This is a genomic window from Pseudomonas sp. JR33AA, from assembly GCF_021378985.1.
Taxonomy (GTDB): Bacteria; Pseudomonadota; Gammaproteobacteria; order Pseudomonadales; family Pseudomonadaceae; genus Aquipseudomonas; species Aquipseudomonas alloputida.
The window spans coordinates 447,550-471,927 of sequence record NZ_JAJSAW010000002.1; the positions used below are offsets into that span (position 1 = coordinate 447,550).

Annotated in this window: 22 protein-coding genes; 12 read left to right on the plus strand and 10 right to left on the minus strand. The window is 62.0% G+C overall.

All coding sequences use genetic code 11. The annotated features are described in order from the left end of the window. Positions 1–77: 77 nt before the first annotated feature. Entirely contained in the window at positions 78–1,397 is a 1,320-nt protein-coding gene (locus LVS58_RS05360; protein ID WP_003251986.1) for an MFS transporter, read from the plus strand. Positions 1,398–1,524: 127 nt separating this feature from the next. Here the strand turns inward: LVS58_RS05360 and LVS58_RS05365 are convergent, their stop codons facing one another. Further along, the gene (locus LVS58_RS05365; protein ID WP_233690179.1) at positions 1,525–2,277 is read right to left on the minus strand and encodes a COG4705 family protein; all 753 of its coding nucleotides are present in this window, start codon (positions 2,275–2,277) and stop codon (positions 1,525–1,527) included. 342 nt (positions 2,278–2,619) lie between these two features. Here LVS58_RS05365 and LVS58_RS05370 point away from each other — a divergent pair, with 342 nt between their 5' ends. Together LVS58_RS05370 and LVS58_RS05375 are read left to right on the plus strand one after the other, a co-directional pair. Continuing rightward, positions 2,620–2,946, plus strand: coding sequence for a hypothetical protein (locus tag LVS58_RS05370; RefSeq protein ID WP_014592240.1), 327 nt, complete (start codon positions 2,620–2,622; stop codon positions 2,944–2,946). Between the two features lie 119 nt (positions 2,947–3,065). After that, complete coding sequence (locus tag LVS58_RS05375; protein ID WP_233690180.1) at positions 3,066–3,671, plus strand: flavin reductase family protein; 606 nt, start codon at positions 3,066–3,068, stop codon at positions 3,669–3,671. Here LVS58_RS05375 and LVS58_RS05380 read toward each other — a convergent pair whose 3' ends face one another. Next, positions 3,672–3,938, minus strand: a complete 267-nt coding sequence (locus LVS58_RS05380; protein ID WP_014592241.1) for a hypothetical protein — start codon at positions 3,936–3,938, stop codon at positions 3,672–3,674. It lies immediately after the preceding gene. Positions 3,939–3,954: 16 nt separating this feature from the next. Then, positions 3,955–4,248, minus strand: coding sequence for a putative quinol monooxygenase (locus LVS58_RS05385; RefSeq protein ID WP_233690181.1), 294 nt, complete (start codon positions 4,246–4,248; stop codon positions 3,955–3,957). 202 nt (positions 4,249–4,450) lie between these two features. Between LVS58_RS05385 and LVS58_RS05390 the strand changes: the two genes are divergently transcribed. Next, positions 4,451–5,371 carry an AraC family transcriptional regulator gene (locus LVS58_RS05390; protein ID WP_233690182.1) on the plus strand — a complete coding sequence of 307 codons (921 nt, stop codon included), beginning with the start codon at positions 4,451–4,453 and terminating at the stop codon, positions 5,369–5,371. Positions 5,372–5,494: 123 nt separating this feature from the next. Here LVS58_RS05390 and LVS58_RS05395 read toward each other — a convergent pair whose 3' ends face one another. After that, positions 5,495–7,132 (minus strand): 5-guanidino-2-oxopentanoate decarboxylase, encoded by a 1,638-nt coding sequence (locus tag LVS58_RS05395; RefSeq protein ID WP_233690183.1) that lies wholly within the window; start codon positions 7,130–7,132, stop codon positions 5,495–5,497. A gap of 114 nt (positions 7,133–7,246) precedes the next feature. Between LVS58_RS05395 and LVS58_RS05400 the strand changes: the two genes are divergently transcribed. After that, the gene (locus LVS58_RS05400; RefSeq protein WP_233690184.1) at positions 7,247–8,122 is read left to right on the plus strand and encodes a LysR substrate-binding domain-containing protein; all 876 of its coding nucleotides are present in this window, start codon (positions 7,247–7,249) and stop codon (positions 8,120–8,122) included. Between the two features lie 19 nt (positions 8,123–8,141). Here LVS58_RS05400 and LVS58_RS05405 read toward each other — a convergent pair whose 3' ends face one another. Further along, on the minus strand, positions 8,142–8,756 hold the full coding sequence (locus tag LVS58_RS05405) for an NAD(P)-dependent oxidoreductase (RefSeq protein WP_233690185.1): 615 nt from the start codon (positions 8,754–8,756) through the stop codon (positions 8,142–8,144). Positions 8,757–8,940: 184 nt separating this feature from the next. Between LVS58_RS05405 and LVS58_RS05410 the strand changes: the two genes are divergently transcribed. Next, on the plus strand, positions 8,941–9,849 hold the full coding sequence (locus LVS58_RS05410; protein ID WP_233690186.1) for a LysR family transcriptional regulator: 909 nt from the start codon (positions 8,941–8,943) through the stop codon (positions 9,847–9,849). A 104-nt stretch (positions 9,850–9,953) separates the two neighbouring features. On the opposite strand, the gene LVS58_RS05415 is transcribed toward LVS58_RS05410, so the two are convergent. Next, positions 9,954–10,823 (minus strand): isocitrate lyase/PEP mutase family protein, encoded by an 870-nt coding sequence (locus LVS58_RS05415; protein ID WP_233690187.1) that lies wholly within the window; start codon positions 10,821–10,823, stop codon positions 9,954–9,956. A gap of 381 nt (positions 10,824–11,204) precedes the next feature. Here LVS58_RS05415 and LVS58_RS05420 point away from each other — a divergent pair, with 381 nt between their 5' ends. Further along, entirely contained in the window at positions 11,205–12,656 is a 1,452-nt protein-coding gene (locus LVS58_RS05420; protein ID WP_233690188.1) for an MDR family MFS transporter, read from the plus strand. 117 nt (positions 12,657–12,773) lie between these two features. Here the strand turns inward: LVS58_RS05420 and ttgR are convergent, their stop codons facing one another. Next, a complete protein-coding gene (ttgR, locus tag LVS58_RS05425; RefSeq protein WP_004575141.1) occupies positions 12,774–13,406 on the minus strand; it encodes an efflux transport transcriptional regulator TtgR in 633 nt (210 codons plus the stop codon). Between the two features lie 257 nt (positions 13,407–13,663). Between ttgR and ttgA the strand changes: the two genes are divergently transcribed. From ttgA to LVS58_RS05450, 5 genes are all read left to right on the plus strand, one after another. Next, positions 13,664–14,818 carry a toluene efflux RND transporter periplasmic adaptor subunit TtgA gene (ttgA, locus tag LVS58_RS05430; protein ID WP_233690189.1) on the plus strand — a complete coding sequence of 385 codons (1,155 nt, stop codon included), beginning with the start codon at positions 13,664–13,666 and terminating at the stop codon, positions 14,816–14,818. 3 nt (positions 14,819–14,821) lie between these two features. Continuing rightward, positions 14,822–17,974 carry a multidrug efflux RND transporter permease subunit TtgB gene (ttgB, locus tag LVS58_RS05435; RefSeq protein ID WP_233690190.1) on the plus strand — a complete coding sequence of 1,051 codons (3,153 nt, stop codon included), beginning with the start codon at positions 14,822–14,824 and terminating at the stop codon, positions 17,972–17,974. Further along, positions 17,971–19,425, plus strand: a complete 1,455-nt coding sequence (locus LVS58_RS05440) for an AdeC/AdeK/OprM family multidrug efflux complex outer membrane factor (protein WP_010952492.1) — start codon at positions 17,971–17,973, stop codon at positions 19,423–19,425. Before ttgB ends, LVS58_RS05440 begins: the two co-directional genes overlap by 4 nt. A 312-nt stretch (positions 19,426–19,737) precedes the next feature. Next, positions 19,738–20,994: an OprD family porin gene (locus tag LVS58_RS05445; protein ID WP_233690191.1), complete on the plus strand. Its 1,257-nt coding sequence runs from the start codon at positions 19,738–19,740 to the stop codon at positions 20,992–20,994. A 242-nt stretch (positions 20,995–21,236) separates the two neighbouring features. Beyond that, positions 21,237–21,761: an Mpo1 family 2-hydroxy fatty acid dioxygenase gene (locus LVS58_RS05450; protein WP_233690192.1), complete on the plus strand. Its 525-nt coding sequence runs from the start codon at positions 21,237–21,239 to the stop codon at positions 21,759–21,761. Between the two features lie 50 nt (positions 21,762–21,811). Here the strand turns inward: LVS58_RS05450 and pcaC are convergent, their stop codons facing one another. The 3 genes from pcaC to LVS58_RS05465 are packed head-to-tail and all read right to left on the minus strand — an operon-like array spanning position 21,812 to position 24,370. Next, positions 21,812–22,204, minus strand: a complete 393-nt coding sequence (gene pcaC / locus LVS58_RS05455; protein ID WP_010952489.1) for a 4-carboxymuconolactone decarboxylase — start codon at positions 22,202–22,204, stop codon at positions 21,812–21,814. A gap of 10 nt (positions 22,205–22,214) precedes the next feature. Next, positions 22,215–23,006 carry a 3-oxoadipate enol-lactonase gene (gene pcaD, locus LVS58_RS05460; protein ID WP_233690193.1) on the minus strand — a complete coding sequence of 264 codons (792 nt, stop codon included), beginning with the start codon at positions 23,004–23,006 and terminating at the stop codon, positions 22,215–22,217. A gap of 11 nt (positions 23,007–23,017) precedes the next feature. Beyond that, positions 23,018–24,370, minus strand: coding sequence for a 3-carboxy-cis,cis-muconate cycloisomerase (locus LVS58_RS05465; protein ID WP_233690194.1), 1,353 nt, complete (start codon positions 24,368–24,370; stop codon positions 23,018–23,020). Positions 24,371–24,378 lie beyond the last annotated feature (8 nt).

A 24,378-nucleotide genomic window follows, 5' to 3' on the forward strand; every position in this document is an offset into this window, starting at 1 on the left:
TTTGGCACACCTTCTGCAATTGCCTTGGCAAGCTGCGCCACGGCGCGCTCCACAAAAACAACGAGAAGGTATCCCTGATGGATAACGCCACCTCCCTGCCCGCCGGGGCGGCCACCGCGCCTGCCGCAGAAAAAACCACCGCCAGCCGCTTGAAGTCGATCTTCAGCGGGTCCATCGGCAACATGGTCGAATGGTACGACTGGTACGTCTACGCCGCATTCTCGCTGTACTTCGCCAAGGCTTTCTTCCCCGCCGGCGACTCCACCGCACAACTGCTCAATACCGCTGCGATCTTCGCCGTGGGCTTCCTCATGCGGCCGATCGGTGGCTGGCTGATGGGCCTGTACGCCGACCGCAAGGGCCGCAAGGCCGCACTGATGGCGTCGGTACTGCTCATGTGCGCAGGCTCGCTGGTCATTGCCCTAACCCCGGGTTATGAAACCATTGGCGTCGCCGCGCCTGTCCTGCTGGTCATCGCACGCCTGCTGCAGGGCCTGTCGGTGGGTGGTGAGTACGGCACCTCGGCCACCTACCTCAGCGAAATGGCCAGCAAGGAGCGCCGTGGTTTCTTCTCCAGTTTCCAGTACGTAACCCTGATCTCCGGCCAGCTCATCGCCCTGGCGGTACTGATCGTCCTGCAACAGACCCTGACCACCGAGCAGTTGTACGCCTGGGGCTGGCGCGTGCCGTTCGTGATCGGTGCGCTGTGCGCCGTGGTGGCCCTGTACCTGCGTCGCGGCATGGAAGAAACCGCCTCGTTCACCAAGAAGGAAAAGGCCAAGGAAAGCCTGATGCGCACCCTGCTGCGTCACCCCAAGGAGCTGATGACCGTCGTCGGTCTGACCATGGGCGGCACCCTGGCTTTCTACACCTACACCACCTACATGCAGAAATACCTGGTCAACACCGTGGGCATGAGCATCAGTGACTCGACCACCATCTCGGCCGCCACGCTGTTCCTGTTCATGTGCCTGCAGCCGGTGATCGGTGGCCTGTCCGACAAGATCGGCCGCCGCCCGATCCTGATCGCTTTCGGTGTGCTCGGCACCCTATTCACCGTCCCCATCCTCAGCACCCTGCACACCATCCAGACCTGGTGGGGTGCATTCTTCCTGATCATGGCCGCACTGATCATCGTAAGCGGGTATACCTCGATCAACGCCGTGGTCAAAGCTGAACTGTTCCCTACCGAGATTCGCGCCCTGGGCGTAGGCCTGCCATATGCCCTGACAGTGTCGATCTTCGGCGGCACCGCCGAATACGTTGCCCTGTGGTTCAAAAGCGCCGGGATGGAGAGCGGCTTTTACTGGTACGTCACCGCCTGTATCGCCTGCTCGCTGCTGGTTTACGCAACCATGAAAGACACCAAGCAGCACTCGCGGATTACCACCGAGTGAATGCGACGCCGAAATGAAAAGGGCGCACCGTTTCAAGGTGCGCCCTTTTCATTTGTTCGATCAGCACTTATTTTCGCTGTGAGCCGATTAAACATTCTATTCGGTTCACTCGTACCTGAAAGCAGCTTCAGGACACCTCAAGCGCCTGTCGCGGGTCACGGCGCTGGTACCAGTTGGCCATCAGCACCAGCACCAGCAGCACTCCGCCCAGCACAGCCGAAGAGCCGACCGTGCCGAAGTCCAGGCCGCCCTTTTCATGGGGTTTGGTAAGGAAGTCGCCCAAGGTTGCGCCAAACGGCCGAGTGAGCACGAACGCGACCCAGAACAACACCACGCCGGGAATACGCGTCCAGTAGCGGGCGACCACCACCAGTGCAATGGCACTGCCAATCAATAGCGCACCGCCGGCAAAGCCCAGCCCCGAGTCATCGGCCAGGTAGTCGCCCAACGCGGTGCCAAGGGTGTTGGAAAACAGGATTGCCACCCAGTAGAACAGCTCGCCCGTTCGGTTCTTGATGCGGTTGACATCCAGCGGGTTGCCGCTAAGGCGCCAGACCAGGAAGGTAAGCAGCAGGATGCCGATGAGGAGGGCCGACCCCGTGGCATAACCCAGGCCCAGGGTGCGGTCCATGAAGTCGGAGATGGTGGTGCCAGCGGTACTGGTGGAGAGAATCACCAGCCAGTACAACATCGGGTGGTAGCGGCGTGAGTAAAGCTGGCCGACCAAGGTCAGCAGGAACACGCTGATCAGCATCAACGAGCTGAGTGCATAGCCGATGTTCAACGTCATCGACAGCAAGTCGCCTGCCGTTTCGCCAAGGGTGGTTGCGCAGATCTTCATGACCCAGAAGGCCAAAGTGATTTGCGGGAGTTTGTTCATTGTTGTGCCGCTCCAGTCTAAGGTGCGGCGATGGTGCTGAGGTGCATCTGAAAAAACGGTTGGTGACGCATGAAAAAAGCGTTGATAGAACTTTGAAACAAGATATTTCGCTCTTAACGCCCCATTAATTCCCGCTCTTCAAGCTGCAATGGCTGAGAAAACGACGACGCGAGTGCTTGTAGCGAGTGGATGACCCCGCTGCCTGACTCACGCGCAGCGTACACATATACATCTATTTATTCGATTTTTATGCGCTATTATTTGCGCTTTTTAATCAAATTTATAGGCGTAGGATTAAACCCATAGAAACAAACAACCTCTCGCACCCTCGGAGAAACGACCATGAAAAACAAACTGATCCTTACCTTGGCCCTTTCGGTTTTCGCAGCTGGCGCCTTCGCCGAAGATGGCTTCGACCGGACCGACGCTCACACCTTTGCCGCGGTTCAAACCCAGTCAGCCAGCTACGCTGAAGACGGCTTTGACCGCACCGGTGGCCAACGCTTCGCTGAAGATGGCTTCGACCGCACCGGCGGCCAACGCTTCGCTGAAGACGGCTTCGACCGCACCGGCGGCCAACGCTTCGCTGAAGACGGCTTCGACCGCACCGGCGGCCAACGCTTCGCTGAAGACGGCTTCGACCGCACCAACGCGCACCGCATCAGCTGATACCTGACTGCGAGCACCCAGCCCGGCTTCGGCCGGGCTTGATCATTTGCAGGCGAGCTCAGGCTTGGCACACTAGGCACCTTGTCCACCAGGAGGTAGGGCCAACAAGCCCAGCACAGATGTATTACTACGAACCCGCCAAAGGCCACGGCCTGCCGCACGACCCGTTCAACGCCATCGTCGGTCCCCGCCCTATCGGCTGGATCTCCTCTCAGGACCGCGAAGGCCGCCTGAATCTGGCGCCTTACAGCTTCTTCAATGCGTTCAACTACATCCCGCCGATCATCGGTTTCTGCAGCGTCGGGCGCAAAGACAGCCTGAACAACATCGAGCAGACCGGTGAGTTCGTCTGGAACCTGGCCACCCGTCCACTGGCCGAGCACATGAACCTGAGCTGCGCACCGGTTGCTGCCGAAGTGAACGAATTCGAATTGAGCGGCCTCACTGCCGCACCGTCTCGCATCGTCAAGGTGCCGCGCGTGGGTGAAACGCCGGTGGCCTTCGAGTGCAAGGTCAGCCAGATCGTCCAGCTCAAGCGCGCCGACCAGCAACAGGTGCCCAGCTGGTTGATCCTTGGGGAAGTGGTGGCAGTGCACATTGCCGAGCACCTGTTGAACAACGGCATCTACGATACCGCTGCCGCCGAGCCGATCTTGCGTGGGGGTGGCCCGGCGGATTATTTCGAGCTGGGCAACCTGTTCAAGATGGCCCGGCCGCCGGCCTGATCACCAGACCAGCTCGCCCTCTTCGCTGACGCCCTGCAGGCGTTGCAGCTCGGCGGTGGCCGCTTCGTCGGCGGCCACAGCGCCCTTGAACACCTGCCCGTCGAGAACCTTGTGAAAGCGCGGCGCACCACCCATGCCCAAGGCTTTGACTGCGATAGCCGCGTTGTAGCCGCCACCTTCCACCGGCACCATTGCCGATACCGCTTCGAAATGAGTGAATTCCCTACGTGCCATGTTGCTGTCCGGGTTGTTGAACAAGGGCGTCACTGTACCTCATCCACGCTCAATCGAAGGTATGCAAGTCCAGGCTGCTGACCACCTGAGCCTGCACCAGCTCACCGAACACCTCCAGTGTCGGCGAAGCAAAGTAGCCACTCATCGCCTGCTGGTCCTGCCAGCTTCCGCTGAGCAACCACAGGTCAGCATCAGCTTGAGAACGTTGCACGGTGAAACTCAGGCATCCCGGTGCACGCAGCGAGGGCTCGAGCAGGTCACGCAGGCGCGCGCCCAGCTCTGCCGAGCGCCCGCTGCTGGCACGGATGAAAGCAAGGTGGGTGACCGGTTGTCTTAGGGTCATTGCACAATCTCCTTGAAGCAGGCGGACGGAAAAGCCAGGCTGCCAAGGTTAGGCGCGCACCCGCGCGGCGCGTTAGGCCATTTCTGCACGTCGATTGCCTGATCCTGCAACGCGGCAGGATCAGGCAATCGACGTGCAGCTTTCGACTAGCGCCCGTCTTTGCCCAAACCTATGCTGCGTCGGTCAGTAGAGGAAAGCCATCATGACCACCGCCACGTCCACCGAACCGACCCTGGAACTGCAGCGCCTGGAGCTGGCCGAGTTGATCGCTCGCCATGCCGAGGCGCCCCACGGCCCGGCATCAGCCATTGATGACCTCTACCTGGTGCGCTACACCGAAAACGTGCGCTCGGTCCCCACCTTGGCGCAACCTGCCCTGTGCATCCTTGCCCAAGGCAGCAAAAGCCTGTTCCTGGGTGACGAGCAGTATGCCTACGACCCCCTGCATTACATGGTCGTTTCGGTGACCTTGCCGCTGAGCGGCGTGAGGCTGGATGCCAGCCCCGAAAAACCAAGCCTGGGCCTGCGCATGGACCTGGACCCGGCCGAGATCAGCCAATTGATCGCCGAGAGCGGGCCAATGCTGGTACCCAATCGTCCTTCCGGTCGTGGTTTGTATGTTGAGCGCACAGATGCCGCTTTACTCGATGCCCTGCTGCGGCTGCTGCGCCTGCTGGACACCCCGCGCGACATCGCCATGCTGGCGCCGCTGTTCCGCCGCGAGATTCTCTACCGCCTGCTCCGTGGGCCGCAGGGTTACCGGCTGTATGAAATTGCCTTGGCCAACAGCCAGACCCACCGGGTTTGCCAGGCCATCACCTGGCTCAACCATAACTTTCAACAGCCGCTGCGTATCGAGGACCTGGCCCGGGAGGTCAACCTCAGCACCTCGACCTTGCACCACCGCTTCAAGGCCGTGACCTCGATGAGCCCATTGCAGTACCAGAAGCAACTGCGCCTGCAGGAGGCCCGGCGGCTGATGTTGAACAACGGGCTGGAGGCGGCGGTGGCGGCTTATCGGGTGGGCTATGAAAGCCCGTCGCAGTTCAGCCGTGAATACAGCCGGCTTTACGGCGCGCCACCGATTCGCGATGTGGCTCGGTTGCGGGCTACTGCAGTATGAAGCTCAACATTCGCCTGCACCGGCGCTTTCGCGGGTAAACCCGCTCCTACAGGTTTTTGCACAGATGCGAAAATTGCGCGCTGCCTGCAGGCGCGAGAGGCCGATACAGGCAATCGCAATGGTTCAACCCAACACCGCCGCCTGCCACTGATTCTGGTCCACCTGAATCAAGGTCGGCCCCTTGCGCTCCACCGCTTGCCCGAGCGCCGCCTGCAACTGCGCGACATCCGCCACGTTCTCTGCTGCCGCGCCCAATGCCCGCGCCACACCGATGAAATCCGGGGTATGGATATCCACCCCGACCGGCTCGATCGCCCGGTTGACCATGTATTTCTTGATCTCCTCGTACCCCTGGTTATTCCACAACAGTACGATCAGCGGTACCTGAGCCTCCACTGCACTGGCCAGCTCCGGCAGGGTGAACTGCAAACCACCGTCACCAATCAGGCACACCGCCGGGGCGCGCTCGCAAGCGTGCTCGGCACTGCCCAACCAGGCGCCCATGGCTGCTGGCAGCGCGTAACCCAAGGTACCGTAGCCGGTCGAGGCGTTGAACCAGCGCCGTGGCTGCTCCATGTCGAGCGTCAGGTTGCCGGTGTACACAGGTTGGGTTGAGTCGCCCACCAGAATCGCATTGGGCAGGCGCTCCAGTATGGCGCTCAGCAAACGCGTCTGGCTCAGGGTTGGCTGGTCCCAGTCTGCCGCCAATACCTTGCGCAGGTTGGCCACACGGGCCACGCCCCAAGTGCTTTCGTGCACTGGCTGCGGCTGGGCTTGCAAGGCACCGAGCAGCGCGTCGGCAGCCAGCGCGGCATCGGCTACCAGCGCCAGCTCCGGCAGATAATTACGCACCGTCTGGTCCGGGTCGATGTCAATGCGCAACAGGCTGCCAGGGATTTCGAAGCCACCCTTGAAGGTCACGTCATAATCGGTTTCGGCCAGTTCGGTGCCGATCGCCAGCACCACGTCGGCCTCGGCCACCAGCGCCCGTGTGGCAGGTAACGACTGGGTCGAGCCGATCTGCAATGGGTGGCTGGCCGGCAGCAAGCCTTTGGCATTGATGGTCAATGCCACCGGGGCTTGAAGGTGTTCAGCCAGCCGTGCCAGCGCGGCCCCTGCAGCCAACGCCCCGCCACCGGCCAGAATCAGCGGCCGACGTGCGCCGGCCAGTCGCTCAGCCATCTGCGCTACGGCCTGCGGTGCAGCCCCTGCCCGACTGCCCCGTACAGGGCGGCCCGGCAGCAGGAAGTCGACCGGTTCAACCAGCACATCGAGCGGGATTTCGATATGCACCGGGCGTGGCCGGGCACTGTCGAACACGGCAAATGCTCGGGCCAGCACCTGCGGCAAGTCGGCTGCACTCATCAAGGTGTGGGAAAACGCTGCCACACCCGATACCAGCGCGGCCTGGTTGGGCAGCTCGTGCAACTTGCCACGGCCACCGCCCAGCTGGTCACGGGACTGCACGCTGGAAATCACCAGCATCGGGATCGAGTCAGCATAGGCCTGGCCCATGGCAGTGGTGATATTGGTCATGCCCGGACCGGTGATAATGAAGCACACCCCGGGTTTGCCGCGGGTGCGCGCATAGCCGTCAGCCATGAACCCGGCACCTTGCTCATGACGCGGGGTGATGTGGCGAATGGAAGAGCCCGCCAGGCCACGATAGAGCTCCACGGTATGTACACCGGGGATGCCAAAGACATGATCGACGCCATAGCCTTCAAGGAGTTTGACCAGTACTTCGCCGCAGGTTGCCATCAGGGGTCACCATGAATCTTGTTGGGGTATGCCCCTATTGGACCCAAGCCACGGCTATCGCCACAATGTAAAAAAACACATACTAGCCATGTCCTGTGATCATGGCTTAATGCAATGAAACGCCTCCCGCCCCTGCCTGCGCTACATACGTTTCTGGTCACCGCCCAGCACTGCAACTTCACCCGCGCCGGGCAGCAGTTGCACATCACCCAGGGCGCTGTCAGCCGCCAGATTGCAGCCCTCGAAGAACACCTCGGTTACGCCCTGTTCAAGCGCGAGGCGCGTGGGTTGAGTCTGACCCGTGAAGGCCTGGACTGGCTGCCGCGGGTGCAGCAGGTGTTCGCGCTGATCGAACAAGGGGTGCACGAGGTGGGTGAGCACAGCACTACCTTGCAGCTCAAGGCGCCAACCTGCGTAATGCGCTGGCTGCTGCCGCGCCTGATGGAATGGCAGGCGCTGCGCCCGGATGTGCCGGTTGAGCTGACCACTACCGTGCAGCACGGGGTGGATTTGCGCCGCGAGGGCTTCGATGCGGCAGTGGTCTACGGCGATGCGCCGAACCACGGGCTGCAGGTGCGCAAGCTGTTCGATGAGCAACTGACCCCAGTGTGCGCACCGTCATTGCGTGAAGGGCCAGTGCCGTTGCAGCAGGTGGAAGACCTGGCCCGACATATGTTGCTGCACCCCTCGCGGGATGAACACGATTGGCGGTTGTGGTTGCAGGCGGCTGGAGTGACGCTGGCCACGCATGGCCCTAAACAACATTTCGAGACACTGGACATGGCGATGGCCATGGCCTCGCAGGGGACAGGGGTGGCAATCGGTGACTGGTCGCTGATTGGCGATGACCTACGCGGCGGGCGGTTGTGCATGCCGTTTGCGCTGAAGGTGCTGACAGGCAAGGGGTATTACCTGGTGAGCCAGACCAGGAGCTTGCCGCCAGGGTTGCTGGAATTGCTGGACTGGCTGGAGCGCCAGGCCAGCATGTGACGGCTCGTTCGCAGGCGACTCAATAGCCGACAGTGAACCGTTGCCGCGAGTGCTGCGGCTTCTCCAGCTCATCCAGCATGGCAATCGCATAGTCGGCAAACGTGATCCAGCTCTTGCCGTCCGCACCGATCAACAAATGATCCTTGCCCAGCGTGTAGTGACCTCTGCGTTCACCCTCAACAAACTCAGCCGAAGGCGAGAGGAAGGTCCAGTCCAAGTTCGGCTCGCGCCGCAGCGCCTCCAGAAAACGCACACCGGCACTGGCCTCGGCTTTATACGCCTCCGGGAAATCCGGGCTGTCGATCACCCGATGGCCTGACGGCAGCAACAAGCTACCGGCGCCACCCACCACCAGCAGGCGCTTGACCCCGGCACGCTTCACCGGCTCGATGATGGCGGGCGGCTCCATTGTCGAGAAATGCGCGGCACTCAACACAGCCTCCATACCTGCGACGGCTGCTTGGAGGGCCGCGCTATCCGTGACATCCAGCGACTTGACGGTCACACCCTCACGCCCTTCAAGCGTAGAAGCGTCGCGGGCAATGGCCAGTACACGGTGACCACGGCGCAGGGCCTCTTCCAGTAACTGGCTGCCAGCACGGCCGGTGGCACCGATGATTGCGATCTTGCTCATGAAATACTCTCCCATCAATTGAACAGAATTACCGCCCTTGGTGACCTTCGCTGCCAGCGCCAGGGCACTCGTCTGCTGGCTTCGGGTAACGCCTTCTGCCAAACAATGTGCACAGCTTAGTTACCCGATTCGCCACAAAAAATGCGATGCTCAGACATAGTTTGTTTCTGAAATCGGGCAAATCATGGACCGTCTCAACGCCATGCGTGTGTTCGTCACAGTCATCGACCTGGGCAGCCAGTCGGCGGCGGCGGATTACCTGCAATTATCCCGGCCGGTCGTGTCGCGCTACCTGGCCGAACTGGAGGACTGGGTTGGCGCACGGCTGATGCAGCGCACCACGCGCAAGCTCAGCCTCACCGCAGCCGGCCAGGAAACCCTGCCCCGCTGCCGGCAACTGCTGGAACTGGCCGGCGACCTGCAGGCTGCAGTACAGCAGCCGGATGATGCGCCAAGGGGTGTATTGCGCATCAGCGTCAGTACCTCATTTGGCCAGGCACAGCTGGTGGATGCGGTGGCGGCCTATGTACAGCGCTACCCTCGGGTAAAGGTCGAACTGCAGATGCTTGATCGCACCGTCAACCTGGTAGACGAACGCATCGACCTGGCCATTCGCACCAGCAACGACCTTGACCCCAACCTCATCGCTCGGCGCCTGAGCGTCTGTCGTTCGGTGGTGTGCGCGGCACCGGCCTATCTACGCGAGCACGGCACGCCGCAACAGGTCGAAGACCTGAGCCGCCACAATTGCCTGACCCACGCCTATTTCGGTCACAGCCTTTGGCATTTCGAGGTAGCTGGCCAGCAGGTCGCCGTACCGGTAGCGGGGAATATCAGTGCCAACGAGGTGATGACCTTGCAGCGGGCCGCGCTGGCCGGCGCCGGGATCGCCATGCTGCCAACCTTCCAGGCCGCAGACGCAATACGCCGGGGTGAACTGGTGCGCCTGCTGCCCGAGGCCAAACCGCGTGAACTGAACCTGAATGCGGTGTATACGTCGCGCAAACACATGCCGGCGACCTTGCGCAGCATGCTGGATTTCCTGGTACAGCGGTTCAAGGACGAGCCAGACTGGGACCGAGATCTATACTAGAAAAGCAGGTATCACCTGTCGCTGTATCAAGGGTGAGCTGCCACATTGCGTGACTCACCCAGTCACCTTGAGCGCCGTCCGTTGAATTGACGGCGCCCCGCTGGTCACTCTTCGACGCTCATGTATTCCTTGGCCCAGCGAATGTAGTCTTCAGGCTGAGTGTAGGTGTGCGAGAGTTCGGTGGCACTGAGGTTGTCCGACTTGTTCTGCCGACCACGCTGCAGCCGCAGGCAGTCGTAAGTGGCCTTGATCGCGGCAAAGTAAGCCGCATGGCCATCGACCACGATGCGCACGCCCAGACGCGCCAGGCGCTCGTCATCGCGCAGGTTCGGGTTGCCATAGGTAACCAGCATCAGCGGTACCGTCAGGTGCTCGGCAATCTGCTCGAGCTGCTCGAAGTCTTTGACCCCCACCATGCAGATGCCATCAGCTCCCGCCTTCTGATAGCTCTGGGTACGCACGATGATTTCTTCGGTGCTGAGCACGCCAGCGTTGGTACGGGCAATGATCGACAGGGACGAATCGACTCGTGCCTCCAGCGCCGCACGGATCTTGCCAACCCCCTCCTCGACCGGGATCAGGTCGGTGGACTTGCGCCCGAACTGGGCAGGCAGCAGGGTGTCTTCGATGGTCAGTGCGGCCACACCGGCGCGCTCCAGTTCGGTCACCGTACGCATCACGTTCAGTGCGTTGCCGTAGCCGTGGTCGGCGTCGGCCAGTACCGGCAGTTGCGCGACTCGCCCAATGCGGGTGGCCTGCTCGACGAACTCGCTGAGGGTGATCAGAGCGAAATCCGGAGCAGCCAGTACCTGCAACGAAGCGACCGAACCGCCGAGGATACCGACTTCAAAGCCCAGGTCTGCAGCAATGCGTGCCGACATCGGGTCGAACACCGAGGCAGTGTGAAAACACGAACCTGAAGCGAGCAGCTCGCGGAAGGCAAAACGCAGATCTTGGTGGGAAGCCTTGGGCATGATCACTCCGCAAAAAAGTTGAAATGTGAACGGTAACTACCGACCCCTGTAATCGGGTCTACCTGACCTGTTCCAACCGTCGCCATCTGGGCGGTCATGCTCGACATGCAGGCAGAGGAATAAAAGGTGTGGGAAACAGCGGCTGAGAAACGTACGGGAAGATGTTGCACCAACCTGGTGCAAGCCCCGGATTTCAGCCTCTGTGGCATACCAACGATATCACGCAGCCATGCAGCACTGGATGAATGCGCCAATGCCGATCTTGCATAGGGGATGCATAGAGTACATAGGAAGCTACCTAACTCAGGTTACAATCCGAGGGCTTCTGTGAGAGCAGGCTCGCCCGCCAAGGGGCCGCCGTAGACAAAACAAGGTATTCCCGTGACCGCCGCCCTGCCCCCCACTTCCCTGCGCAACGTGCTCACCGCCCTGATGCTGGCCATCTTCCTCGGCGCACTGGACCAGACCATCGTCGCCGTCTCGCTGCCCGCCATCTCGGCGCAGTTCAGTGATGTCGGCCTGCTGGCCTGGGTCATCTCCGGTTATATGGTGGCCATGACCGTGGCTGTGCCGATCTACGGCAAACTGGGCGACCTTTACGGCCGGCGTCGGATGATCCTCACCGGCATCAGCCTGTTCACCCTGGCCTCCATTGCCTGCGCCATGGCCCAGGACATGCCGCAACTGGTGCTGGCCCGGGTGCTGCAGGGTATCGGCGCCGGCGGCATGGTCTCGGTGAGCCAGGCGATCATTGGCGACTTCGTGCCCCCGCGCGAACGCGGCCGCTACCAGGGCTATTTCAGCAGCATGTACGCCGCGGCCAGCGTGGCCGGGCCGGTACTGGGCGGCGGGTTGACCGAGTACCTGTCGTGGCGCTGGGTGTTCTGGATCAACCTGCCGCTGGGGCTGGTCGCCTTGTGGGCCATTGGCCGTGCGCTCGGTGGCATGCCGGTGCAGCGTCGCAAGGCACAGGTGGACTACCTTGGCGCCATGCTGTTGATTCTTGGCCTTGGCAGCCTGCTGCTGGGCATCACCTTGGTAGGCCAGGGCCATGCCTGGGCCGACCCGGCCGTGCTGGCGCTGTTCGGCTGTGCCCTGCTGGGCCTGGCGCTTTTCATTGCACACGAACGCCGTTGTCCGGAACCGCTGCTGCCGCTCAGCCTGTTCAGCAACCGTGTGGCAGTGCTGTGCTGGGCGGTGATCTTCTTCGCCAGCTTCCAGTCCATTTCCCTGTCCATGCTCATGCCCTTGCGTTACCAGGGCATTACCGGCGCCGGTGCCGACAGCGCCGCCCTGCATCTGCTGCCGCTGGCCATGGGCCTGCCCATGGGTGCCTTCACAGGTGGCCGCATGACCAGCCGGACCGGGCGCTACAAGCCACAGATCCTGGCCGGTGCACTGCTGATGCCAGTGGCCATTTTCGCGATGGCACTCACGCCGCCGCAATCAGCCTTGCTCAGTGCGCTGTGCATGCTGCTGACCGGCATAGCCTGCGGGCTGCAATTTCCGACCTCGCTGGTGGGCACACAAAGCGCGGTGGCCAGCAAGGACATCGGCGTGGCCACCAGCACCACCAACCTGTTCCGCTCGCTGGGCGGAGCCATGGGCGTGGCGTGCATGTCCAGCCTGTTGCTGGCACTGTTGCATCAGGGTGGTTTCGAATTGCTGGGTAATCCGTTGCTGGGGAGTTTGAAGGCCGCAGAGGTGGACCTGATGACTCAAGGGCGGTTGCTGGAGACGTTCAGGCAACTGCTGCTGGGGAGTGCGCTCGTCGCGGTGCTGGGACTGTTCGCGGCATTTGCCTTGCCTGACCGGCAATTGCGCGGCCGCTGAAGGTTGCACACTCGCTGCCAGAGCCGCCTTGTGGTGCCAACAGCCGCAAGGCGGGCGCGACCTTAATCCCCCCTTAACACAAAGGGGAAACACTCCCTCACAATCCTTAACAAAGTGTCATTTGCGCAGAGCCGGGCTCAAGCGCAGCATATCCAGCCCGGTGTCGACCCATTTTTCGACGTCACCCAACAAATCGACACTGTCAGGCAGCAACAGCCAGCGCCCGATCAGGCCATCGACATAGGCAAACATGGCCACCGCCGCGCGCTCGGCATCCAGCTCGCCAGGCAACTGGCCCCGGCGTACGGCATTGGCCAGCGCCAGGGTGATGCCCTTGTGGCAATCCAGCACGGCACTCTGGCGCTGCTGGCGAATTTCACACATGTCATCGGTGAACTCGCACTTGTGATGCAGGATTTCATTTATACGCCGGGTTCGGGCATCGAGCACCAGCTCGTTGAACACTTGCAACAGCAACTTGCGCATGCAGCCAAGCGGGTCGACTTCATCCTCGCTTTCGCTCGCCCGCGCCAAATGGTCATGGGTTTCGTGCAGGCTGTCGAGCAACGCCTGCACCAGCTCGGCCTTGTTGTTGAAATGCCAGTAGATCGCCCCCCGCGTCACACCCGCCAGTTCGGCGATGTCGGCCAGGGTGGTTCGCGCAACCCCGCGCTTGTAGAAGGCCCTTTCCGCCGCCTCGATGATCTGGGCGCGGGTTTCCTGGGCTTCTTCTTTGGTTCGACGGACCATGGCAGTACAACCTCATCTGGCCCGAACGCGCAGCGCGTGCGGGGGAACGCTCCGGGGCACCTCTGCCGGGGCCTCACGGATGAACTGATCAAGCGCTGAGGCAGTACCTGAGGACAACCCAGCAGTATTTACAAACAACCATGAATGTAAGTATATTCCTTAGCAAGCTATTTATCCACCGGATAGCATTTTTTCCAGATCAAGATCTCTTCCATTACTCTTGAGCGTCTCCCTGCTCCAGCGACCCGAGGATCCTCATGCAATTCAAGCCAGCCGTTACCGCTCTGGTTTCCGCCGTCGCCCTGGCAACCCTGCTCAGTGGCTGTAAGAAAGAAGAAGCAGCGCCAGCGGCGCAGGCTCCTCAGGTCGGCGTCGTGACCATCCAGCCACAAGCCTTCACCCTCACCTCGGAATTGCCGGGGCGAACCAGTGCCTACCGCATCGCCGAAGTGCGCCCGCAGGTCAACGGCATCATCCTCAAGCGCCTGTTCAAGGAAGGCAGTGAGGTCAAGGAAGGCCAGCAGTTGTATCAGATCGACCCTGCCGTGTACGAAGCTACCCTGGCCAATGCCAAGGCAAACCTGCTGGCTACACGCTCACTGGCCGAACGCTACAAGCAACTGATCGACGAACAGGCCGTCTCCAAACAGGAATACGACGACGCCAATGCCAAACGATTGCAGGCCGAGGCTTCGCTCAAGAGCGCACAGATCGACCTGCGCTACACCAAGGTTCTGGCGCCGATCAGCGGCCGTATCGGTCGCTCTTCGTTCACCGAAGGTGCACTGGTGAGCAATGGTCAGACCAACGCCATGGCCACCATCCAGCAGCTCGATCCTATTTATGTCGACGTTACCCAGTCCACCGCCGAGCTGCTCAAGCTGCGCCGTGACCTGGAAAGCGGCCAGTTGCAGAAGGCCGGCGACAACGCCGCCTCGGTTCAGCTGGTACTGGAAGACGGCAGCCTGTTCAAGCAGGAAGGTCGCCTGGAATTCTCCGAAGTCGCGGTCGACGAGACCACCGGCTCGGTGACCCTGCGCGCCCTGTTCCCCAACCCCGATCACACCCTGCTGCCAGGCATGTTCGTGCATGCGCGGCTCAAGGCCGGGGTCAACGCCAACGCCATCCTGGCACCGCAACAAGGCGTGACCCGCGACCTCAAAGGCGCCCCCACCGCCCTGGTGGTCAACCAGGAGAACAAGGTCGAACTGCGCCAGCTCAAGGCCAGCCGCACCTTGGGTAGTGACTGGCTGATCGAGGAAGGCCTCAACCCAGGTGACCGCCTGATCACCGAAGGGCTGCAGTACGTGCGCCCGGGCGTGGAGGTGAAGGTCAGCGAAGCCACCAACGTCAAGAAGCCGGGCGGCCCTGATCAGGCCAGCGCGGCGAAAGCAGACGCCAAAGCGGAGTAAACCATGTCGAAGTTCTTTATCGATCGCCCGATCTTCGCCTGGGTGATCGCCTTGGTGATCATGCTGGTCGGGGCCTTGTCGATCCTGAAGCTGCCCATCAACCAGTACCCCAGCATCGCGCCGCCGGCCATCGCCATCGCCGTGACCTACCCGGGCGCCTCGGCGCAAACCGTGCAGGACACCGTGGTGCAGGTGATCGAGCAGCAGCTCAACGGTATCGACAACCTGCGTTATGTGTCATCGGAAAGTAACTCCGACGGCAGCATGACCATTACCGCCACCTTCGAACAGGGCACCAACCCCGACACCGCGCAGGTACAGGTACAGAACAAGCTGAACCTGGCCACCCCGCTGCTGCCGCAGGAAGTGCAGCAGCAAGGTATCCGCGTCACCAAAGCAGTGAAGAACTTCCTGCTGGTGATTGGCCTGGTCTCCGAAGACGGCAGCATGACCAAGGACGACCTGGCCAACTACATCGTCTCCAACATGCAGGACCCGATCTCGCGGACTGCGGGCGTGGGTGACTTCCAGGTGTTCGGTGCGCAGTACGCCATGCGTATCTGGCTCGATCCGGCCAAGCTGAACAAGTTCCAGCTGACCCCGGTCGACGTCAAGACCGCTGTGGCCGCACAGAACGTGCAGGTGTCTTCCGGCCAGCTCGGCGGCCTGCCGGCCCTGCCGGGCACCCAGCTGAACGCCACCATCATCGGCAAGACCCGTCTGCAAACCGCCGAGCAGTTCGAGAATATCCTGCTCAAGGTCAACAAAGACGGTTCACAGGTGCGTCTGGGTGACGTCGCCCAGGTGGGCCTGGGCGGTGAAAACTACGCCGTCAGCGCCCAGTTCAACGGCAAGCCGGCTTCCGGCCTGGCGGTTAAACTGGCAACCGGCGCCAACGCCCTGGACACCGCCAAGGCACTGCGCGAGACCATCAAAGGCCTGGAACCGTTCTTCCCGCCGGGGGTCAAGGCGGTATTCCCGTATGACACCACCCCCGTGGTCACCGAATCGATCAGCGGCGTCATCCACACCCTGATCGAAGCCGTGGTGCTGGTGTTCCTGGTGATGTACCTGTTCCTGCAGAACTTCCGCGCCACCATCATCACCACCATGACCGTACCGGTCGTATTGCTGGGTACCTTCGGTATCCTTGCCGCCGCGGGCTTCAGCATCAACACCCTGACCATGTTCGCCATGGTCCTGGCCATCGGCTTGCTGGTGGACGACGCCATCGTCGTGGTGGAGAACGTCGAGCGGGTCATGTCCGAGGAAGGCTTGCCGCCCAAGGAAGCGACCAAGCGTTCGATGGAACAGATCCAGGGCGCCCTGGTGGGTATCGCCCTGGTGCTCTCGGCCGTACTGCTGCCCATGGCGTTCTTTGGCGGCTCCACGGGTGTGATCTACCGGCAGTTCTCCATTACCATCGTCTCGGCCATGGGCCTGTCGGTGCTGGTTGCGCTTATCTTCACCCCGGCGCTCTGCGCAACCATGCTCAAACCACTGAAGAAGGGCGAGCACCACACCGCCAAAGGCGGTTTCTTCGGCTGGTTCAACCGCAACTTCGACCGCAGCGTCAATGGCTACGAGCGCAGTGTAGGCACCATCCTGCGCAACAAGGTGCCATTCCTGCTGGCCTATGCGCTGATCGTGGTCGGCATGATCTGGCTGTTCGCCCGTATCCCTACCGCGTTCCTGCCGGAAGAAGACCAGGGCGTACTGTTCGCCCAGGTGCAGACCCCGGCCGGCTCCAGTGCCGAACGCACGCAGGCTGTGGTCGACCAGATGCGTGAGTACCTCCTCAAGGACGAAGCCGATACCGTATCGTCGGTGTTCACCGTCAACGGCTTCAACTTCGCAGGCCGCGGCCAGAGCTCGGGCATGGCCTTCATCATGCTCAAACCCTGGGATGAACGCTCCAAGGAGAACAGCGTGTTCGCCCTGGCCCAGCGCGCCCAGCAGCACTTCTTCACCTTCCGTGATGCGATGGTGTTCGCCTTCGCCCCGCCAGCGGTGCTTGAACTGGGTAACGCCACCGGCTTCGACGTATTCCTTCAGGACCGCGGCGGTGTCGGCCACGCGAAGTTGATGGAGGCGCGCAACCAGTTCCTGGCCAAAGCTGCGCAGAGCAAGGTCCTCAGCGCCGTGCGACCAAACGGCCTGAACGATGAACCGCAGTACCAGTTGACTATTGATGACGAGCGTGCAAGCGCCTTGGGCGTGACCATTGCCGACATCAACAACACCCTGTCGATTGCCTTGGGTGCCAGCTACGTCAACGACTTCATCGACCGTGGCCGGGTCAAGAAGGTGTACATCCAGGGCGAACCAAGCGCGCGGATGAGCCCGGAAGACCTGCAAAAATGGTACGTGCGCAACGGCGCAGGCGAGATGGTGCCGTTCTCCTCCTTCGCCAAAGGCGAATGGACCTACGGTTCGCCGAAGCTGTCGCGTTACAACGGTGTCGAAGCGATGGAAATCCTCGGTGCACCGGCGCCTGGTTACAGTACCGGTGAAGCCATGGCCGAGGTCGAGCGCATTGCAGGCGAGCTGCCGAGCGGTATCGGCTTCTCCTGGACCGGCATGTCCTACGAGGAAAAACTCTCCGGCTCGCAGATGCCAGCACTGTTCGCCCTTTCGGTACTGTTCGTGTTCCTGTGCCTGGCGGCCCTGTATGAAAGCTGGTCGATTCCGATCGCGGTGGTGCTGGTAGTACCGCTGGGTATCATCGGTGCGCTGATCGCCACCAGCCTGCGCGGCCTGTCCAACGACGTGTACTTCCTGGTTGGCCTGTTGACCACCATCGGTCTTGCGGCGAAAAACGCCATTCTGATCGTGGAATTCGCCAAGGAACTGCACGAACAAGGCCGTAGCCTGTACGACGCAGCGATCGAAGCGTGCCGCATGCGTCTGCGCCCGATCATCATGACCTCGCTGGCGTTCATCCTGGGCGTGGTACCGTTGACCATCGCCAGCGGCGCCGGCGCCGGCAGCCAGCACGCCATCGGTACTGGCGTGATCGGCGGCATGATCAGTGCGACCGTGCTGGCTATCTTCTGGGTACCCCTGTTCTTCGTCGCAGTGTCGTCGCTGTTCGGCAGCAAAGAGCCGGAAAAAGACGTCACCCCTGAAAATCCACGTTATGAGGCTGGGCAATGACCAAGTCTTTGTTGTCCCTGGCGGTAACCGCTTTCATTCTCGGCGGCTGCTCGCTAATCCCTGACTACCAGACCCCGGAGGCGCCGGTGGCTGCGCAGTGGCCGCAAGGCCCTGCTTACTCGCCGACGCAATCGGCGGATGTTGCCGCTGCTGAACAGGGCTGGCGCCAGTTCTTCCACGACCCGGCGCTGCAACAGCTGATCCAGACCTCGCTGGTCAATAACCGCGACCTGCGGGTCGCGGCGCTGAACCTCGACGCCTACCGTGCGCAATACCGCATTCAGCGCGCCGACCTGTTCCCGGCAGTTTCGGCCACCGGCAGCGGCAGCCGCCAGCGTGTCCCGGCGAACATGTCGCAAACAGGCGAATCTGGCATCACCAGCCAGTACTCGGCCACGTTGGGCGTCAGCGCCTACGAGCTGGACCTGTTCGGCCGCGTGCGCAGCCTGACCGAGCAGGCCCTGGAAACCTACCTCTCCAGCGAGCAGGCGCGTCGTTCCACGCAAATCGCCCTGGTAGCCAGCGTGGCCAATGCCTACTACACCTGGCAGGCCGACCAGGCCCTTTTCAAGCTGACCGAAGAAACGCTGAAGACCTACGAGGAAAGCTACAACCTCACCCGTCGCAGCAACGAGGTCGGCGTGGCCTCGGCCCTGGACGTCAGCCAGGCGCGTACCGCCGTGGAAGGCGCCAGGGTCAAGTACTCGCAGTACCAGCGCCTGGTCGCCCAGGACGTCAATAGCCTGACCGTGCTGCTGGGCACCGGCATTCCTGCCGACCTGGCCAAGCCGCTGGAGCTTGATGCCGACCAACTGGCCGAAGTACCGGCCGGCCTGCCATCGGATATCCTCCAGCGTCGCCCGGACATTCAGGAAGCCGAGCACCTGCTCAAGGCCGCGAACGCCAACATTGGCGCAGCCCGCGCAGCGTTCTTCCCGAGCATCAGCCTGACCGCCAACGCCGGCAGCCTGAGCCCCGACATGGGCCACCTGTTCTCGGGCGGCCAGGGCACCTGGTTGTTCCAGCCGCAGATCAACCTGCCGATCTTCAATGCCGGTAGCCTGAAAGCCAGCCTGGACTACTCGAAAATCCAGAAGGACATCAACGTCGCCAAGTACGAAAAAACCATTCAGACAGCCTTCCAGGAAGTCTCCGATGGCCTGGCGGCACGCAAGACCTTCGAAGAGCAATTGCAGGCTCAACGCGACCTGGTGCAGGCGAACCAGGACTACTACCGCTTGGCCGAACGCCGTTACCGCATCGGGATTGACAGCAACCTGACCTTCCTCGACGCCCAACGCAACCTGTTCAGTGCCCAGCAGGCGCTGATCGGAGACCGCCTGTCGCAGCTGACCAGTGAGGTCAACCTGTACAAGGCGCTGGGCGGTGGCTGGTACGAGCAGACCGGGCAGGCCAACCAGCAGGCCTCGGTGGAAACACCGAAAGGCTGATTGGCCTTGTTACAAAAGCAGAAAGCCCACCCTTAGCGGTGGGCTTTGTTTTTACTGCCTGTGCCGGCTGGGCGCAAGCCGTCGTAGGAGCGGGTTTACCCGAGAAGAGGCCAGCACAGGAGAGTTATTAACCAACCGGAACATTCCGTTCGATTATCGCCCCGTTCCGTTTGCGGCGAATTGCCTCACCCACGCACTACCCCGCACCATCCCCCCACGCAACGTTACCCAAGTTCATCAAAAACACCCGCACCTGCAGGCCCGAACCTGCAGTGCACCGGCTCGACCATAAAAACAAGAGATCCACGACAGATGAGCATTTCGCTACCCGCACGCCAGCTGCTGCCCGGCCTGTTGGCCATGTCCTGCGCCCTCCCCGCGTTCGCCGCCAACCAAGGTGGTTTCCTGGAGGACGCCAAGGCCACCCTCAACCTGCGCAACTTCTACATCAACCGCAACTTCGTCGACCCGGCCCACCCGCAGGGCAAGGCCGAGGAATGGACGCAAAGCTTCATCCTCGATGCCCGCTCTGGCTTCACCCAGGGCACCATCGGTTTCGGGGTGGACGTGCTTGGCCTGTACTCGGTCAAGCTCGACGGCGGGAAAGGCACTACCAACACTCACCTGCTGCCAGTGCATGACGACGGCCGCCCCGCGGATGACTTCGGCCGGCTGGGTGTGGCGCTGAAGGCCAAGCTGTCCGAAACCGAGCTGAAAGTCGGTGAATGGATGCCGGTACTGCCAATCCTGCGTTCGGACGATGGCCGCTCACTGCCGCAAACCTTCCGCGGTGGTCAGCTGACCTCCAGGGAAATCGCCGGCCTGACCCTGTACGCCGGCCAGTTCCGCGGCAACAGCCCGCGCAACGATGCCAGCATGGAAGACATGTCGCTCAACGGCAAAGCCGCCTTCACCTCCGACCGGTTCAACTTCGGCGGCGGTGAGTACACCTTCAACGACAAGCGCACCATGATCGGCCTGTGGGATGCCCAGCTCAAGGACATCTACCGCCAGCAATACCTCAACCTGACGCACAGCCAGCCGCTGGGCGACTGGACGCTGGGCGCCAACCTGGGCTACTTCATTGGCAAGGAAGATGGGGCCGAACGGGCCGGCCAACTGGACAACCGCACCGCCTCCGCCTTGCTTTCGGCGCGCTACCAGGGCCACACCTTTTACGTTGGCCTGCAGAAGGTCAGCGGTGACGATGCCTGGATGCGGGTCAATGGCACCAGTGGCGGTACCCTGGCCAACGACAGCTACAATTCAAGCTTCGACAATGCCAAGGAGCGTTCCTGGCAGGTTCGCCATGACTTCAACTTCGCCACCGTCGGCGTACCCGGGCTGACCCTGATGAACCGCTATATCAAGGGTGACAACGTCACCGTGGGCAGCGTGGACGATGGCAAGGAATGGGCGCGGGAAACAGAACTGGCCTATGTGGTGCAGTCGGGCAGCTTCAAGGACCTGTCGGTGAAATGGCGCAACTCGACCATGCGTCGCGACTTCAGCACCAACGCGTTCGATGAGAACCGCTTGATTGTCAGTTATCCGCTGAATCTTCTGTGAATCAAATGGCCTTTTTGCGGATAGACCCGCGAAGAGGCCACACGCCTTCTCAAATGCCCTGAAGCTAGAAAAATCCATGCACTTTCTTGAGTGCATGATTTGCAACAGCTTGATGAAAACCCTGCCATGAATTTGCCAGTGCACGCTGCCGCCATTCGCTGAGCTGATGATGGTGGTGACTGCAAGCTATCCTGATCACTATCAGGTACAGGTGAAACAAAGCAGAACAGGGAGGCACAACCATGAAAACCCTCGTCGACCACCTGAGCCAATACGCCACCTACCACCGCGATCCTCGCAACATCGCCACGCACTTCGTCGGCATCCCCATGATCGTGCTGGCAGTCACCATCCTGCTTTCACGCCCAGGCTGGGAAATAGCTGGCATGTGGCTGTCCCCTGCCCTGGTAGCAGCGGCGGCGGCTGTGTGGTTCTACCTGCGCCTGGACCTGCGCTTCGGGCTGGTGATGGGGCTGTTGCTGGGCCTGTGCCTGTGGGTCGGTGAGGCGCTGGCAGTGCAGTCGACAACGTTATGGCTCGGCGCCGGACTGGGAGCGTTCGTGGTGGGCTGGATCATCCAGTTCATCGGCCATTACTACGAAGGCCGCAAACCAGCATTTGTCGACGACGTGAGTGGCCTGATCATCGGGCCATTGTTCGTGGTGGCGGAGGCTGCGTTCATGCTAGGCCTGTGCCCGACCCTCAAGCGCGCCGTGGAAACCAATGCCGGCCCGATTGCCCTGCGGGGAAAAAAGGCATCGGTGTAAGGCCATTCGCGGGCAAGCGCCCTGTTGCAGGGGCTTGCCGCGAACACGATTTACTGGCGCGACTCTACGCCGAGTTCATCCCACACCGACTCAGCCAGGTGGAACGTGGCATTGGCCGCCGGAATGCCGCAGTAGATCGCGCTCTGCATCAGCACTTCCTTGATCTCGTCGCGGGTCACACCATTGTTGGCCGCCGCACGCAGGTGCAGCTTCAGTTCGTCGTTGCGGTTCATGCCGATCAGCATGGCGATGGTGATCAGGCTGCGGGTATGGCGCGGTAGCCCCGGGCGGGTCCAGATGTCACCCCAGGCGTGGCGGGTGATCATCTCCTGGAACTCACCGTTGAAGTCGTTGAGCTTCTCCAGGCTGCGGTCCACGTGGGCATCACCCAGCACTGCGCGGCGCACTTGCATGCCAGCGTCGTAACGTTGTTTCTCGTCCATGGCGTTGCCCTCAGTGAGCCAGCAGAAAATCGAGCACGCGACGGCTGAAGGCCTCGCCAATCTCGACGTTGGACAGGTGCGCCGCCGGGAAGTCGACGTACTCGGCACCTTGGATACCGGCCTGCATGAAGCGGCCATGCTCAGGGGTGGTAACCACGTCTTGCGTACCGGCAACGATCAGCGCGGGCACCTGGATGCGGCCCAGTTGCTCACGATAATCAGCGTCACGTACCGCTGCACAGTTGCCTGCGTAGCCTTGCGGGCTGGTTTGCGCCAGCATCTGGCAGATACGCTGGGCCTGCTGCGCCTGTGCCTGGGCAAAGCCCGGGGTGAACCAGCGGGCGATGGAGGCATCGCGCAGGTCGAGCATGGCCTGCTGGCCGCCTTTGAGCACAGTGTCGATACGGGTGTTCCACACCTCGTCGTTGGCGATCTTGGCGGCCGTGTTGCACAGGGTCAGGCTGTACAGGCGCTCACCTGCATGGATACCCAGCCACTGGCCGATCAGGCCGCCCATCGACAGGCCGACGAAGTGAGCCTTCTGAATGTCCAGGCCATCGAGCAGGGCCAGCACGTCGCGGCCCAGCTGTTCGATGCTGTAAGGGCCTTCAGTCACCAGCGATGCGCCGTGACCACGCGTGTCATAGCGCAGCACCCGGAAGTGCTGGCTCCAGAGAGGAATCTGGGTGTCCCACATGCCCAGGTCGGTACCCAGCGAGTTGGACAGGACCAGCACCGGGGCGTCTTCCGGACCATCGATCTGGTAATTCAAAACGCCATCGGCCAGTTGCAAGTGCGCCACAGCGGTCTCCTTCAGGCAGTAAAACGTTGATGTTCGGACACGGCGCGCGCCACCCAGACGCGGGCCTGGCCCAGGTAATGAGCAGGATCGAGCAAGCGATCGAGTTCTTCGCCAGACAGCTCGGCGTTGACCTGCGGCTCGTCACCCAGCACGGCACGCAGGTGCCGCTGTTCGGCCACCGCGCGCTGGCAGCATTGTTCCAGCAGGTGATGGGCACGGTCGCGACCCAGACGCTGGGCGAGGACGATGCTAACCGCCTCAGCCAGCACCAGGCCTTGTGTCAGGTCGAGGTTACGGCGCATGCGCGCGGCATCCACCTCCATGCCCTCGGCAATCACTTGAGCCTGGCGCAGGGCGCCAGAGACCAGGCAGCAGATATCCGGCAGGGTTTCCCACTCGGCATGCCATAGGCCCAGGCTGCGTTCGTGCTCCTGAGGCATGGCTGCAAACAGCGTCGACAGCAGGCCCGGCACGCGTGTTGCGGCACCGATCAACACGGCGGCACCCACCGGGTTGCGCTTGTGCGGCATGGTCGAAGAACCACCCTTACCCGGCGCAGAAGGCTCAAATACCTCACCCGCCTCGGTTTGCATCAGCAAGCTGATATCACGGCCGAACTTGCCCAGGCTGCCGGCAACCAGGCCCAGTACCGAGGCAAACTCCACCAGGCGGTCGCGATGGGTGTGCCAGGGTTGCTCGGGCAGGGACAGCTTGAGCTGTTCGGCCAGCGCTTCGGCCACTGGCATTGCCTTGCTGCCCAGGGCCGCCAGGCTGCCCGAGGCACCGCCAAACTGCAGGGCCAGCAGGCGCGGGCGCAGTTCCTGCAGGCGCTGACGGTGGCGGGTCAAAGCACCCAGTACACCGGCCAGTTTCATGCCCAGGGTCACCGGGGTGGCGTGTTGCAACCAGGTACGCCCCACCAAGGGCGTATCGGCGTGCTTCAAGGCCTGCTGCGACAGGGTATCGGCCAGCTTGCCGAGGTCGGCCTCGATCAAATCGAGGGCATCGCGCAGCTGCAGAACCAGGCCGGTGTCCATCGCATCCTGGCTGGTGGCCCCAAGGTGCACATAGCGCTCAGCTTCAGGTACGCCAGTGGCAATCACCTTGCCCAACGCTTTCACCAGCGGAATCGCCGAGTTGCCGGCGGTGGCGATGGCATTGGCCAGCGCGCCAACGTCATAGCGCTCGGCCTGGCAGGCTGCCTCGATGGCGGCGACCGCGCTGTGCGGGACCAAACCGGCAGAGGCTTCGGCACGGGCAAGGGCTGCTTCGAAGTCCAGCATGCCTTGCAGGCGGCCACGGTCGGAGAAAATCTCGCGCATGGCCGGCGCGGTGAAATAGGCGTCGAACAGTTGGTTGCTCATGCAGCGTC

What these genes read in the sequence shown, in the direction of transcription:
- LVS58_RS05360 (WP_003251986.1), top strand. Translation starts at nt 78, where the DNA reads ATGGATAACGCCACCTCCCTGCCCGCCGGGGCGGCCACCGCGCCTGCC.
- LVS58_RS05365 (WP_233690179.1), bottom strand. Translation starts at nt 2,277, where the DNA reads ATGAACAAACTCCCGCAAATCACTTTGGCCTTCTGGGTCATGAAGATC.
- LVS58_RS05370 (WP_014592240.1), top strand. Translation starts at nt 2,620, where the DNA reads ATGAAAAACAAACTGATCCTTACCTTGGCCCTTTCGGTTTTCGCAGCT.
- LVS58_RS05375 (WP_233690180.1), top strand. Translation starts at nt 3,066, where the DNA reads ATGTATTACTACGAACCCGCCAAAGGCCACGGCCTGCCGCACGACCCG.
- LVS58_RS05385 (WP_233690181.1), bottom strand. Translation starts at nt 4,248, where the DNA reads ATGACCCTAAGACAACCGGTCACCCACCTTGCTTTCATCCGTGCCAGC.
- LVS58_RS05390 (WP_233690182.1), top strand. Translation starts at nt 4,451, where the DNA reads ATGACCACCGCCACGTCCACCGAACCGACCCTGGAACTGCAGCGCCTG.
- LVS58_RS05395 (WP_233690183.1), bottom strand. Translation starts at nt 7,132, where the DNA reads ATGGCAACCTGCGGCGAAGTACTGGTCAAACTCCTTGAAGGCTATGGC.
- LVS58_RS05400 (WP_233690184.1), top strand. Translation starts at nt 7,247, where the DNA reads ATGAAACGCCTCCCGCCCCTGCCTGCGCTACATACGTTTCTGGTCACC.
- LVS58_RS05405 (WP_233690185.1), bottom strand. Translation starts at nt 8,756, where the DNA reads ATGAGCAAGATCGCAATCATCGGTGCCACCGGCCGTGCTGGCAGCCAG.
- LVS58_RS05410 (WP_233690186.1), top strand. Translation starts at nt 8,941, where the DNA reads ATGGACCGTCTCAACGCCATGCGTGTGTTCGTCACAGTCATCGACCTG.
- LVS58_RS05415 (WP_233690187.1), bottom strand. Translation starts at nt 10,823, where the DNA reads ATGCCCAAGGCTTCCCACCAAGATCTGCGTTTTGCCTTCCGCGAGCTG.
- ttgR (WP_004575141.1), bottom strand. Translation starts at nt 13,406, where the DNA reads ATGGTCCGTCGAACCAAAGAAGAAGCCCAGGAAACCCGCGCCCAGATC.
- ttgA (WP_233690189.1), top strand. Translation starts at nt 13,664, where the DNA reads ATGCAATTCAAGCCAGCCGTTACCGCTCTGGTTTCCGCCGTCGCCCTG.
- ttgB (WP_233690190.1), top strand. Translation starts at nt 14,822, where the DNA reads ATGTCGAAGTTCTTTATCGATCGCCCGATCTTCGCCTGGGTGATCGCC.
- LVS58_RS05440 (WP_010952492.1), top strand. Translation starts at nt 17,971, where the DNA reads ATGACCAAGTCTTTGTTGTCCCTGGCGGTAACCGCTTTCATTCTCGGC.
- LVS58_RS05445 (WP_233690191.1), top strand. Translation starts at nt 19,738, where the DNA reads ATGAGCATTTCGCTACCCGCACGCCAGCTGCTGCCCGGCCTGTTGGCC.
- LVS58_RS05450 (WP_233690192.1), top strand. Translation starts at nt 21,237, where the DNA reads ATGAAAACCCTCGTCGACCACCTGAGCCAATACGCCACCTACCACCGC.
- pcaC (WP_010952489.1), bottom strand. Translation starts at nt 22,204, where the DNA reads ATGGACGAGAAACAACGTTACGACGCTGGCATGCAAGTGCGCCGCGCA.
- LVS58_RS05465 (WP_233690194.1), bottom strand. Translation starts at nt 24,370, where the DNA reads ATGAGCAACCAACTGTTCGACGCCTATTTCACCGCGCCGGCCATGCGC.